General features: G+C 55.9%; 10 protein-coding genes. 7 read left to right on the top strand and 3 right to left on the bottom strand.

Features of this window, described 5'->3' with window-relative positions; genetic code table 11:
* Positions 1-254: 254 nt before the first annotated feature.
* Together ACSZO1_RS18535 and ACSZO1_RS18530 are read right to left on the bottom strand one after the other, a co-directional pair.
* Positions 255-467: a hypothetical protein gene (locus tag ACSZO1_RS18535; protein ID WP_437615257.1), complete on the bottom strand. Its 213-nt coding sequence runs from the start codon at positions 465-467 to the stop codon at positions 255-257.
* 278 nt (positions 468-745) lie between these two features.
* Positions 746-1585, bottom strand: a complete 840-nt coding sequence (locus tag ACSZO1_RS18530; protein ID WP_437615255.1) for a MurR/RpiR family transcriptional regulator — start codon at positions 1583-1585, stop codon at positions 746-748.
* Between the two features lie 253 nt (positions 1586-1838).
* Between ACSZO1_RS18530 and yfhb the strand changes: the two genes are divergently transcribed.
* The gene (yfhb, locus tag ACSZO1_RS18525) at positions 1839-2477 is read left to right on the top strand and encodes a phosphatidylglycerophosphatase C (protein ID WP_437615253.1); all 639 of its coding nucleotides are present in this window, start codon (positions 1839-1841) and stop codon (positions 2475-2477) included.
* Between the two features lie 50 nt (positions 2478-2527).
* Positions 2528-3049 carry a tRNA adenosine(34) deaminase TadA gene (gene tadA / locus ACSZO1_RS18520; RefSeq protein ID WP_437615251.1) on the top strand — a complete coding sequence of 174 codons (522 nt, stop codon included), beginning with the start codon at positions 2528-2530 and terminating at the stop codon, positions 3047-3049.
* 66 nt (positions 3050-3115) lie between these two features.
* On the opposite strand, the gene mltF is transcribed toward tadA, so the two are convergent.
* Complete coding sequence (mltF, locus tag ACSZO1_RS18515; protein ID WP_437615249.1) at positions 3116-4573, bottom strand: membrane-bound lytic murein transglycosylase MltF; 1458 nt, start codon at positions 4571-4573, stop codon at positions 3116-3118.
* 280 nt (positions 4574-4853) lie between these two features.
* Here mltF and purL point away from each other — a divergent pair, with 280 nt between their 5' ends.
* From purL to glnB, 5 genes are all read left to right on the top strand, one after another.
* Positions 4854-8744 carry a phosphoribosylformylglycinamidine synthase gene (gene purL, locus ACSZO1_RS18510; protein ID WP_437615247.1) on the top strand — a complete coding sequence of 1297 codons (3891 nt, stop codon included), beginning with the start codon at positions 4854-4856 and terminating at the stop codon, positions 8742-8744.
* 615 nt (positions 8745-9359) lie between these two features.
* A complete protein-coding gene (locus ACSZO1_RS18505) occupies positions 9360-10787 on the top strand; it encodes a sensor histidine kinase (RefSeq protein ID WP_437615245.1) in 1428 nt (475 codons plus the stop codon).
* Between the two features lie 4 nt (positions 10788-10791).
* On the top strand, positions 10792-11517 hold the full coding sequence (qseG, locus tag ACSZO1_RS18500; protein ID WP_437615243.1) for a two-component system QseEF-associated lipoprotein QseG: 726 nt from the start codon (positions 10792-10794) through the stop codon (positions 11515-11517).
* Positions 11517-12851, top strand: coding sequence for a two-component system response regulator GlrR (gene glrR / locus ACSZO1_RS18495; protein ID WP_437615259.1), 1335 nt, complete (start codon positions 11517-11519; stop codon positions 12849-12851). The genes qseG and glrR overlap by 1 nt, the downstream gene beginning before the upstream one ends.
* 136 nt (positions 12852-12987) lie before the next feature.
* A complete protein-coding gene (gene glnB / locus ACSZO1_RS18490) occupies positions 12988-13326 on the top strand; it encodes a nitrogen regulatory protein P-II (RefSeq protein ID WP_437615241.1) in 339 nt (112 codons plus the stop codon).
* Positions 13327-13604 lie beyond the last annotated feature (278 nt).

Raw genomic sequence — 13604 nt, 5'->3', positions numbered from 1 at the left:
CAAGAGCGGGCATCGTGAAAAGTCTATGTCAAAGAAAGAGTTATGTTCTCATAATTGACGATTAAATCGCACCTTCCCTAAGTAGCCATCTCGATGTACATCACCAGTGTATACATAAACATCATGTGTAGACATATCATTTCTCTTAAAATTCCCTGTAATTTAAGAACGCACCTATCTGGCGCAGGTTGCGTGATATGAATACAAAATCGGCAAAATCTTGTGGATCTTTACAAAAAAGTCTCTTCCAATCTCTACTCGCCAGTAATGCGCTGCTTCTTTTCCCGCTCATACTTACCATGGTCTTCACCACACTCAGCAGAACAGAACGCTGTATCAGTGACTGCCGGCTCATCCTTACACCATATGCACTTGCCATCAGGGCTCGTTAAGCGCGGTTTGCGTGCTGACAATGAAGCTGAGATATGTGCTTCTTCGCGTTCCTGAGCTAAATCTACTTCATCCATTATCTATACCTTAAGGGTTATTTTGAGCATCATTAGTTAGCCTAAGTCTTTCCACTATGGCTCATATTTGTGTTGCTGGTGGAGGATAAAAGATGAAATACCGACTGCCGATAGTAACGCAAACCGCAACACAGTATTTTAATCTACTGTTATATATGGTAAAAAAACCGATGTGTTTAACATGTCGCAGTTGATACATTTTTTGGTGATCAGCAGTGCCATAACCTTCTCAATCAATAACGGAAAAATTGCGCGGCTATTATACGCCGCCAGTCTCATCAGACCAGCTTTTTCACCAGCGCTTCGCTGTGGCGGATATGGCTGGATGCGCGCTCCGGATCGTTCTGCACCAGCGCCATAAACAGCAGGTCAGTCAGCGCCAGCTGGGCGGTGGTTGACGAGATAGCCGCACTGCGTGTGCTCTGCTCTTCCGCGACGGTGTACAGGCAGTGACTGGCGCACTGTTGCAGAGTATTCGGTGTAAAGCCGGTAAATGCCAGTACCCCTGCCCCTGCACGACGGGCTTCCTGCGCGGCGAGATTGATTTCACGCCGTTCGCCGGTGTAGGAAACCGCCAGTAACAGGTCACCTTCGCCCATCGCCTGCACGCTGGCCAGCAGCGCGTGCATATCCTGCTCGGCGACGGCACTGATACCTATCTTCATCAGCTTCCAGGAGAAGTCTTTCGCCACCAGTCCGGAAGCGCCAATGCCGACAAGGATAATGCGGCGCGCGGATTTTAGCAGGCGCAGCGTCTCCAGCAGTTTCTCTTCGCTGTTAATATCCAGCGTGGCGCGGATGGCGGATTGCTTCTCGGTAAACAGCTTCTCGCCAACCACTTTGAGCGGGTCGTCGCTTAAAATCTGGTTGTGCACGGTAATTGCATCTTTATCGGTGAGAGATTCGCTGAGCGCCAGCTTCAGCGCCGGAAAACCTTTATAGCCCAGCTTCTGCGCGAACTTCACCACGCTGGACTGGCTGACACCAGACTCTTCAGCCAGTTTTTGTGAGCTGAGGTGGCGTGCGCGATCCGGCTGCGACAGCAAGTAATCCGCCAGTCGACGCTCATTTAACGCCAGCCTGGGATAAAGCTGGCGAATGCGTAGCAGAGAACTCATTCTGTTTTCCTCTTGTTGATGCAACACCCTGTTATTAATAACGTAGTTTATCGTGCCCGGTAATGCGATCCATGACTAAAACGGGTAAAAATGCACGGTTGTACAAAATGTAACCAGTGTGGCGGCGCAGGGTATGTCACAGTTATGACTACACTTGTTAGTATACCCGCCATCATCCGGCTTGCCGATTTACGGCAATGCCTGTGATTCAGGGGTAATAATCAGAGCAGAGCGGTATCCGCAGGAGTGATCGTTGACTAAGGGTTCAGAAAAGCGCGTGGTGTTTTTCGATTTGGATGGCACGCTGCATCAGCAGGATATGTTTGGTACGTTTATGCGTTATTTGTTGTGGCGGCAACCGCTTAACCTGTTGCTGGTGACGCCATTGTTGCCGGTAGTTGGCCTGGGGCTGCTGATTAAAGGGCGTGCCGCGCGCTGGCCGATGAGCCTGCTGCTGTGGGCGATCACCTTTGGTCACAGTGAAGCCCGTCTGCGCCAGCGTGAAGAGGCATTTGCCCTGTGGTTCCGTCAGCGGGTCACCGCTTTCCCGGTGGTGCAGCAGCGTCTGACCGAGTATCTGAGCAGCAACGATGCTGATGTCTGGCTGATTACCGGTTCGCCACAGTCACTGGTCGAGCAGGTGTACTATGATTCCGCTTTTCTGCCGCGGGTGCAGCTGATCGCCAGTCAGATGGTGCGTGGCTGCGGCGGACGTGTGCTGGCTATGCGTTGTCTGGGGCATGAAAAGGTGGCGCAGCTGGAAGATCAACTGGGCACGCCGTTGCAGCTCTACAGTGGCTACAGTGACAGCAAGCAGGATAACCCGCTGCTGTTCTTCTGCCAGCATCGCTGGCGCGTCACGCCGACCGGGCAGCTGCAGCAGCTGGAATAACCCGGCGGCAGGGTAAAGGTTTGCTTAGTCTCCATATTGTTTTATGTATAATGCTGCGCTTTTCCCCACTGGAGACTCAGGTGAGCCACAACAACGATGAATACTGGATGCGTCAGGCCTTAACCCTCGCGCAGCGTGCCTGGGATGAGGGGGAAGTGCCAGTGGGCGCGGTGCTGGTGCTGGGCGACCGGGTGATTGGCGAAGGCTGGAACCGGCCGATTGGCCACCATGATCCGACGGCGCATGCCGAAATTATGGCTCTGCGCCAGGGCGGAAAAGTGCTGGAAAACTACCGTCTGATTGACGCGACCCTGTATGTCACGCTGGAGCCGTGCACGATGTGCGCCGGGGCGATGGTACATAGCCGTATCGGACGCCTGGTGTTTGGGGCGCGTGATGAGAAAACCGGGGCGGCAGGCTCGCTGCTGGATGTGCTTGGCCATCCGGGGATGAATCACCGTATTGCCATCAGTGAAGGGGTGCTGGCGACGGAGTGTGCCGCCATGCTGAGTGAGTTTTTCCGCCAGCGCCGCGTGCAGAAAAAGGCAGAACGCAAAGCCGCACAACCCTGACTCCCTCGCTCAGCGATGTCCCGCCGCCAGCTTATCTCTGCGGCGGGAAGCTGACACCATCACCGCTTAGTTCATCGCGATTTCCGGCGCGACAGCCGGATAACCTTTGCCCAGTTCCGCTTCCAGCGCCGACTGCTGCGCGATGCGTTTCTCTTTCTCCTGCAGATAGCCCACCAGACTTAACTGGTACTTACGGATATTTTCCACATAAGAGTAAGCTTCATGCCCGCGCGCGTAGCCGTAAGTGGTCTGGTTGTAATAGCGTTTCTGGCTCAGCATCGGCAGGCGAATTTTCACATCGGCCCAGCTGTCCGGATTGCCTTTCTGCTTCTCTGTCAGCTTGCGCGCATCCAGCATATGGGCGTACCCCATATTGTATGCCGCCAGCGCAAACCAGATACGCTCATCTTCCAGCACCGTGGCAGGCACTTTTTCCATCATGCGCTGTAAATATTCGCTGCCACCGCGAATGCTCTGTTCCGGGTCAAGCCGGTCATCAACATCCAGACTGTCGGCAGTGTTGCGCGTCAGCATCATCAGACCGCGAACGCCCGTCGGTGAGGTGGCCTGTGGATTCCAGTGCGACTCCTGATATGAGATTGCCGCCAGCAGACGCCAGTCGATAGCGCTGGCATAGTGCTCAAACAGTGGCTGAATGTCCGGCAGGGTTTCGTCGATGGCGCGCAGGAAGGTGCGGGTATCCACGTAGTCAAAGGTGCCGACATGGCCGAGATACTTCTCCTCCAGTCGCGCCATGCTGCCTTCTTCACTCATCTGACTAAAGAAATCGAGCATCGCAGCGTTGAGGCTGTCATCTTCCTCACGCGGAATATACCAGGTAACCGGTTCTTCCTCGGTAATATCGAAGGCGACCGCCAGCTGCGGATAGATGCGCTGCAGCAGGCCAATGGTCACTGAGTCACCAACGGTGTACTCCAGTTTGCCATCCGCCACCGCTTCCAGCAGCGCTTTTGGCGCCTGGTCGGTCGAGATCGCCCAGTCGAGATCCGGATACTGATTCTGCTTCGCATTACGCAGCGTCGACAAATAAGCCGAACCGGAGGCCACTGTCAGGCGGCCCTGCAAATTACCGAGGCTCTTCGGCCGGGCTTTGCCGATGCGGTAAACCAGCTGCTGTGACACAGAGTAGTACGTCGGGCCGGTGCGGAAGCGTGCCAGTCGTTCACTGTTATAAATCAGCCCGGCGGCAAGGATATCCGCCTTGTCGTCATCGAGATCATCAAACAGGTCGCTGAGGTTTGGGCGCACGGTCACTTCCAGTTTGACACCCAGATAATCGGCGAAGCGCTTCGCCAGCTCGTAGTCCATACCGGCTGGTGCGTCATTGATGGTGTAGTACGTGAGCGGGGAGTTTATGGTGCTGATACGTAACACGCCCCGCGATTTTATCTGTGCGATGCGATCTTCCGATCCCCCGTACCAGGGGATCGAGGGCCACAGTGCCAGCGCGAGCAGCACTGTGATCAGCCCGATCAGCAGATAATTAATTTTTAGGCGTTTCAAATAGTTATCTCTCGGTTGCCCGCAGGCTTCTGTCTCTTTCGGCAGTATTAGTTTTGGTAGATATCCCAGAGCGAGGGGCATTTTGCTCAACAAAGCGTCGCGCCGCAACTTATTCAGCAGTTTTTGTGCAACTTTCAGCCAATTCCGGTGTGCAATAACTCTTCCAGAAATTATGCGCAAACGGTTTCGTTGGCAGGCAGGATTCTCTATAATAGCGCCCGTTTTCCCCTGTTGCGCCCAAAGAAGCGTCCTCCGGCGCTTCGAAGACGAGAGATCTTTAATGATGGAAATTCTGCGTGGTTCGCCCGCTCTGTCGGCATTTCGTGTTAACAAACTGCTGACCCGCTTTCAGGACGCTCACCTGCCAGTGAGTGATATTTACGCCGAGTACGTCCATTTTGCTGATGTCAGCGCGCCGCTAAACGCTGACGAAAAAGCCCGCCTTCAGCGCCTGCTGAAATACGGCCCCTCTCTCGCTGAGCATGCACCGCAAGGTCGTCTGCTGCTGGTTACGCCCCGTCCGGGCACCATTTCTCCGTGGTCTTCTAAAGCGACCGATATCGCGCATAACTGCGATTTACCACAGGTACTGCGCCTGGAGCGCGGTCTGGCGTTTTACGTGCAGGCGCCGCAGCTGAGCGATGCACAGTGGACGCAGCTGGCAGCCCTGCTGCATGACCGTATGATGGAGACGGTGTTCAGTGAACTGGAGCAGGTGCAGCAGCTGTTTGCTCATCACCAGCCGCAGCCGCTGAGCAGCGTTGATGTGCTGGGTGCAGGACGCAGCGCGCTGGAGCAGGCTAACCAGAAACTGGGCCTGGCGCTGGCGGAAGATGAAATTGATTACCTGCTGGCGGCGTTTGAAAAACTGGGGCGCAACCCGAACGACATCGAGCTGTATATGTTTGCCCAGGCAAACTCTGAGCACTGTCGCCATAAGATTTTCAACGCCGACTGGATTATTGATGGTCAGCAACAGCCGAAGTCGCTGTTCAAAATGATCAAAAACACCTTCGAACAGACGCCGGACCATGTGCTCTCTGCTTACAAAGATAACGCCGCGGTCATGGAAGGTTCGACTATTGGCCGTTTCTTTGCCGATGCGGAAAAAGGTGTGTACGACTACCACCAGGAAGACGCGCATATTCTGATGAAGGTGGAAACCCATAACCACCCAACGGCGATTTCACCATGGCCGGGTGCGGCGACCGGTTCTGGCGGTGAAATCCGTGACGAAGGTGCGACCGGACGTGGCGCGAAGCCGAAAGCGGGTCTGGTGGGCTTCTCGGTTTCTAACCTGCGTATTCCTGGCTTTGAACAGCCGTGGGAAGAGGATTTCGGTAAACCAGAGCGTATCGTTACTGCGCTGGATATCATGACCGAAGGCCCGCTGGGCGGCGCGGCGTTCAACAACGAATTCGGCCGTCCGGCGCTGAATGGCTACTTCCGTACTTATGAAGAGCGCGTGAACAGCCACAATGGCGTTGAACTGCGCGGCTACCACAAGCCGATTATGCTGGCGGGCGGTATCGGTAACATTCGCGCAGACCATGTGCAGAAAGGCGAAATCACCGTTGGCGCCAAACTGATTGTGCTGGGTGGCCCGGCGATGAATATCGGTCTGGGCGGTGGTGCGGCTTCTTCAATGGCGTCCGGCCAGTCTGATGCCGATCTTGATTTCGCTTCAGTACAGCGCGATAACCCGGAAATGGAACGCCGTTGCCAGGAAGTGATTGACCGCTGCTGGCAACTGGGTGAAGACAACCCGATTCTGTTTATCCATGACGTTGGCGCTGGTGGCCTGTCTAACGCCATGCCGGAGCTGGTCAGCGATGGCGGCCGTGGCGGTCGTTTTAACCTGCGCGATATCCTCAGCGATGAGCCAGGCATGAGTCCGCTGGAAGTGTGGTGTAACGAATCGCAGGAACGCTATGTTCTGGCAGTAGCACCAGAGAAACTGGCGCTGTTCGACACCCTGTGCCAGCGTGAGCGTGCACCGTATGCGGTGATTGGCGAAGCGACCGAAGAGCAGCATCTGACGCTGTCTGACAGTCATTTCGACAATAAACCTATTGATATGCCACTCGACGTGCTGCTGGGCAAAACGCCGAAAATGACGCGCGATGTCGCCAGCCTGCAGGCGCAGGGCGAAGCGCTGGTGCGCGATGAGATTACCGTTGCTGATGCGGTACAGCGTGTACTGCATCTGCCGACTGTGGCGGAAAAAACCTTCCTCGTTACCATTGGTGACCGCAGCGTGACCGGTATGGTGGCGCGCGATCAGATGGTGGGACCATGGCAGATCCCGGTCGCTAACTGTGCGGTGACCACCGCCAGCCTCGACAGCTACCACGGTGAAGCGATGGCGCTGGGCGAACGTGCACCAGTGGCGCTGCTGGATTTCGCCGCTTCCGGTCGTCTGGCGGTCGGCGAAGCGCTGACCAACATCGCAGCAACACAAATTGGTTCACTGAAACGCATTAAACTCTCCGCTAACTGGATGGCGGCGGCAGGTCACCCTGGTGAAGACGCCGGTCTGTACGCGGCGGTGAAAGCAGTGGGCGAAGAGCTGTGTCCGGCGCTGGGTATCACCATTCCGGTGGGTAAAGACTCCATGTCGATGAAAACCCGCTGGCAGCAGGGCAGTGAACAACGCGAAATGACGTCGCCGCTGTCACTGGTGATTACGGCGTTTGCCCGTGTGGAAGATGTGCGCCGCACCGTGACGCCACAATTGCAGGCGCAGCAGGACAATGCGCTGCTGCTGATTGACCTCGGTAACGGCCACAATGCGCTGGGCGCGACGGCGCTGTCGCAGGTTTATCGCCAGCTGGGCGACAAGCCGGCTGACGTACGCGATGCACAGCAGCTGGCGGGCTTCTTTAACGCCATTCAGACGCTGGTTGCGGATGACAAACTGCTGGCGTACCACGACCGTTCCGACGGTGGTCTGCTGGTGACGCTGGCGGAAATGGCCTTTACCGGTCACTGTGGTGTGGACGTGGATATCGCCGCGCTGGGCAGCGATCATCTGGCTGCTCTGTTTAACGAAGAGCTGGGTGCGGTGATCCAGGTTGCGGCACAGGATCGTGCTCAGGTTGAGCAGGTGCTGGCGGCGAACGGTCTGGCGGGTTGCGTACACTACCTCGGCCAGGCACAGAGTGGCGATCGCTTTGTGATCCGCGCCGGTGACAGCGCAGTATACAGCGAAAGCCGTACCACGCTGCGTACCTGGTGGGCAGAGACCACCTGGCAGATGCAGCGCCTGCGTGATAACCCGCAGTGCGCCGATCAGGAACACGAAGCGAAGAAAAATGACAACGATCCGGGTCTGAACGTTAAGCTGACCTTCAAACCGGAAGACGATGTCGCGGCGTCATTTATTGCCACTGGTGCATGGCCGAAAGTGGCGGTTCTGCGTGAGCAGGGCGTGAACTCCCACGTTGAGATGGCCGCGGCCTGGCATCGTGCCGGCTTTGACGCCGTTGATGTGCATATGAGTGACCTGCTGGCTGGCCGTCGTGGTCTGGAAGATGTCCAGGCGCTGGTCGCCTGCGGTGGCTTCTCCTACGGTGACGTGCTGGGCGCGGGTGAAGGCTGGGCGAAATCCATTCTGTTCAACAGCCGCGTGCGTGATGAGTTCGAAACCTTCTTCCACCGTCCACAGACGCTGGCGCTGGGAGTGTGCAACGGTTGCCAGATGATGTCCAACCTGCGCGAACTGATCCCGGGCAGCGAAAACTGGCCGCGCTTTGTGCGTAACCAGTCTGAGCGTTTTGAAGCACGCTTTAGCCTGGTGGAAGTGGCTGCCAGCCCGTCACTGCTGTTTGATGGCATGGTGGGTTCACGGATGCCAATCGCGGTTTCTCACGGCGAAGGTTTTGTTGAAGTGCGTGATGATGCGCATCTGGCAGGGCTGGAGTCGCAGGGACTGGTGGCGATGCGTTTCGTTGACAACTTTGGCAATGTGACGCAGCAGTACCCGGCGAACCCGAACGGTTCACCGAATGGTATTACGGCGGTCTCTAACGAAAGCGGTCGCGTGACCATTATGATGCCGCACCCGGAGCGTGTCTTCCGTACTGTCAGCAACTCCTGGCATCCGGCCGAGTGGGGCGAGGACAGCCCGTGGATGCGTCTGTTCCGTAACGCGCGTAAGCAGCTGGGGTAAGATAGCCGATTCCCTCCCCCATTGCATGGGGGAGGGGACTCTTCAGTGATTCTCTTCAGGCAGCGTTCCTGCTGTCGTAAATCTGCGACAACGCTGTGCCTTGAGTGTCTCCAAAAGGAGACATTTAACTTATTGATTTTTATCACACCCTGCGAAAAGTCTTACCCCGGTTTCCATTTGGCGACACTTTTTCAAACCAGACGGTAAAAATAGTGACGCCACTGATGCCATGCATTTTTTATTTTCTCTTGTGAAAACATGCAGTTGATATTTCCTCTTCAACAATGGCATACAACTTGCTATACTCTGTGCAGTGGCTCATTCACCCTGTTATGACAGCCCTGCGCAAGCGGACAAGCGCTTCATAAAACTTCGAATGACGCACAATACGGTGCCTGCCGTCCACCCCATCGATAACAGTTCACTTTGTGACTTTATCAAGCATCGGACGCAACGTTGAGTTAGGCACCACCTATTCAGTGACGATGACGCAGTATCATCGTGACATCACGGCAGGCTCATTGAGCCTGCCGTTTTTCTTTCCGCACACCGTACTTTCTTCCCGCGCCACACTCGGCTAGCATCATCAACAGATTGAATACAGGGAATAACGTTGTGAAAAAATGGCGTCTCTTTCCGCGTTCGTTGCGGCAACTGGTCTTAATGGCGTTTCTGCTGGTGCTGTTGCCGCTGCTGGTGCTGGCCTGGCAGGCATGGGAAAGCCTGTCGGCGCTGAGCGATCGCGCGGCGGACACGAACCGCACCACACTGACTGATGTCCGGCGCAGCGAAGCGATGGCGCGGACTGCGCTGGAACTGGAACGCAGCTACCGTCAGTATTGCGTGCTGGATGACCCGATGCTGGCTCGTCTGTATCAGACACAGCATGCCCGCTACTCACAAATGCTTGATGCCCACGCACCTGCGCTGCCGGATGTGCGCTACTACCGCAGCCTGCGCCAGTTTCTGACTGAGCTTGCCCAGATCCACTGCCAGAATGGCAGTCCGCTGAAAGCCGGGGCAGAAAACCTCGAAAGCTTTGCCAATGCGAATGCACAAATGGTGCAGGCCACGCGTGAGGTGGTGTTTTCTCGCGGCCTGCAGCTGCAGCGTGAAATCGCCGAGCGCGGTCAGTATTTTGGCTGGCAGGCGCTGATTCTGTTCCTTGTCAGCCTTGCGCTGGTGCTGCTGTTTACCCGCATGATTATCGGCCCGGTAAAGGGCGTGGAGCAGATGATTAACCGCCTTGGTGAAGGACGGCCGCTCGGCAGCAGCGCGCTGTTTAAAGGTCCACGCGAAATCCGGGCGCTGGCGCAGCGCATCATCTGGCTCAGTGAACGCCTGGCGTGGCTGGAATCGCAGCGCCATGAATTTTTACGCCATATCTCCCATGAGCTGAAAACGCCGCTGGCCAGTATGCGTGAAGGGACTGAATTACTGGCCGATCAGGTGGTGGGACCGCTGACGGCTGATCAGCAGGAAGTGGTCAGTATTCTCGACCACAGCAGCCGCCATCTGCAGAAACTGATTGAACAGCTGCTTGATTACAACCGCAAACTGGCGGATATCCCAACAGAGCTGGAAGCGGTCGCCCTCGACCAGATTGTTGAGCTGGTGGTGTCGTCCCATAGCCTGGCGGCGCGCGCGCGGCTGATACATACCGACATCGATCTGCAGGTGACAAGTTGCCGCGCCGAGCCCACACTATTGATGCGTGTGATCGACAATCTCTACTCGAACGCGGTGCACTACGGTGGCGAATCCGGTAACATCTGGCTGCGCAGTTATGCCCATGGAGAGCGTATTTTTATTGAAGTGGCGAACACCGGCACGCCGATCCCGGCCGAAGAACAGGCAATGATATTTGAGCCTTTCTTCCAGGGAAGTTTACAACGCAAAGGTGCGGTAAAAGGCAGTGGTCTGGGACTGAGTATTGCGAAAGATTGTATACGGCGAATGCAGGGTGAGCTTCACCTGGTGGCGGCAGACGATGCCGATGTCTGCTTCCGTATTGAACTGAATTTAAACGCCGGGAAAGAATAAGCCAATGAAACGTCCTTTTCTCTCCGCCTTATCTGGCAGGATTGCGGTCACCCTGTTACCGCTGTTGCTGGCTGCCTGCAGTCACTCTGTGCACCAGGCGTCTGCGGGCAGCAGGCAAAACGCACTGATGCTGGAGCCGGAACTTAAAATCATCAACTACCCGGCGGTAAGCTGCGAACAAATCTGGCAACTGGAAGACGACAGCAGCCTGACCAGTCCCCTGTATTGGCTGCGTGCCATGGATTGCGCTACGCGCCTGTCTGCGGCTGAAGCCCGTGCAGAGGCGCGTCAGTGGCCCGCTGAAAACTGGCAGAACACCCTCAAACAGGGCATTTTGCTCAACAATGGCAATGTGACGCCTGTCGAGCGCCGTCAGTATATGACGCGTATCGACGGTTTTGTGTTTGATTATCCGGCACCTGTTCGCCCGTTGCTGCAGCTGTGGCGCGATAACCAGATGGCAGAACTGCAGCTATCACAGGAACGTACGCGCTATGCCCAGCTGCAGGAGAGCAGCGACAATCAGCTGGATGCGCTGCGTGAACGTCAGCGTCTGCTGACGCGCGAACTGGCCGATACCCGGCGTAAACTGGAAAATCTGACCGATATCGAACGCCAGCTTTCCTCGCGTAAATCACCGGATGTTTCCGATAACGGCCAGCACGGTAACAGTAAAACACCCGCTGCCGCAGAGGGATCACCAGACACCACAGAGGACGCCAATCCATGATGCAGGCCAAATCAGCCCGTTTACTGCTGGTGGATGACGATCCCAGCCTGCTGAAGCTGCTGGGGATGCGTCTGAGCAGTGAAGGTTTTCAGGTCAGCACCGCTGAAAGCGGCCCGGAAGCGCTGCGCCAGCTGGCAAAAGAGAAAGTGGAACTGGTGATCAGCGACCTGCGTATGGATGAGATGGACGGACTGGCGCTGTTCAGTGAAATCCAGAAACTGCATCCTGGGATGCCGGTCATCATTCTGACCGCGCATGGTTCCATTCCCGAAGCGGTAGCCGCGACGCAGCAGGGCGTGTTCAGCTTTCTGACCAAACCGGTGGACCGTGACGCGTTATACAAAGCGATTGCCGAAGCGCTGGCGCACAGCGCACCTGCCACGGACGACAGCTGGCGTGACAGCATTGTGACGCGTAGCCCGCTGATGCTGCGACTGCTGGAGCAGGCACGCATGGTGGCGCAGTCGGATGTCAGCGTACTGATCAACGGGCAGAGCGGCACCGGCAAAGAAGTGCTGGCGCAGGCGATTCATGCTGCCAGCCCACGCGCCGGGAAGGCATTTATTGCCATTAACTGCGGCGCATTGCCGGAGCAGCTGCTGGAATCAGAGCTGTTTGGTCACGCCAAAGGGGCGTTTACCGGTGCTGTCAGCGCGCGCGAAGGGTTGTTCCAGGCGGCGCAGGGCGGCACGCTGTTTCTCGATGAAATCGGCGATATGCCGCAGGCGCTGCAGGTCAAACTGCTGCGCGTATTGCAGGAGCGCAAAGTGCGCCCGCTGGGCAGTAACCGTGACCTGGATATTGATGTGCGCATTATCTCCGCGACGCATCGTGACCTGCCGAAAGCGATGGAGAAGAAAGAGTTCCGCGAAGATCTGTTCTACCGGCTGAATGTGGTGAATCTGCGTATTCCGGCGTTGCACGAACGGGCGGAAGATATTCCGTTACTGGCGAACCATCTGCTGCGCCAGGCGGCCGATCGCCATAAACCGCAGGTGCGCAGTTTCTCCACGGATGCGATGAAACGCCTGATGGCCGCCAGCTGGCCGGGCAATGTGCGTCAGCTGGTGAATGTGATTGAACAGTGCGTGGCGCTGACGTCATCGCCCGTGATTAACGATGCGCTGGTGGAGCAGGCGCTGGAAGGGGAAAATACCGCGCTGCCGACCTTTGTCGAAGCCCGTAATCAGTTTGAAATTAACTACTTGCGTAAACTGCTGCAGATGACGAAAGGCAATGTGACCAACGCCGCACGTCTGGCGGGGCGCAACCGCACAGAATTTTATAAATTACTGTCGCGTCATGAACTGGATGCCACCGATTTTAAAGAGTAGTTTTTATTGCCGTTTTCCCCGGCAATTATGATAGTTTAGCCAGCGAGTTGAGACAGGCCGCACTTCGCTATCTGTCCAGAGCACGTATACTGAATATTACCCGTCCGGGCGCGGAGGGGGAGAAAAAGGGTCTGTCATGAAAAAGATTGATGCGATTATCAAGCCGTTCAAACTCGATGACGTGCGTGAAGCACTGGCCGAAGTCGGCATTACCGGGATGACGGTAACGGAAGTAAAAGGCTTTGGCCGTCAGAAGGGCCACACCGAGCTGTATCGCGGCGCGGAGTATATGGTCGACTTTCTGCCAAAAGTCAAAATCGAGATTGTTGTCGAGGACAGCATTGTCGATACCTGCGTGGAAACCATTATGAAGACCGCGCATACCGGCAAAATTGGCGACGGTAAAATCTTTGTCTTCGATGTTTCCCGCGTGGTGCGTATCCGTACCGGCGAAGAAGACGAAGAAGCGATTTAACGCGACGCGCGTCTGTTCCCGCATCGGGAACACGGATCTTGCTGTCTGTGTTCCCTGATCACACCTTGTCTGTCAGACTGATTAGTCCCCCCGTCTTTCCCGCTCTGCATTACACCGTTGTGCCTGGCGCGATCATGAAAAAAATCACCGCTGATGATGAAGAATTATCCGGCATAAAACAGTTGCAAAAAGTGGAACAAACGTAAGCGTCTCATACATACCGTATATTGACTTAAAATAGCAATATGCAGCAACTCAGAACCGTACGGACTTACTAT

It is taken from the genome of Erwinia sp. V71 (genome assembly GCF_965644245.1).
In the GTDB taxonomy this organism is placed as follows: Bacteria; Pseudomonadota; Gammaproteobacteria; order Enterobacterales; family Enterobacteriaceae; genus Erwinia.
The sequence above is the reverse complement of the archived record's forward strand: the minus strand, read 5'-3'. Positions and strand labels throughout refer to the sequence as shown.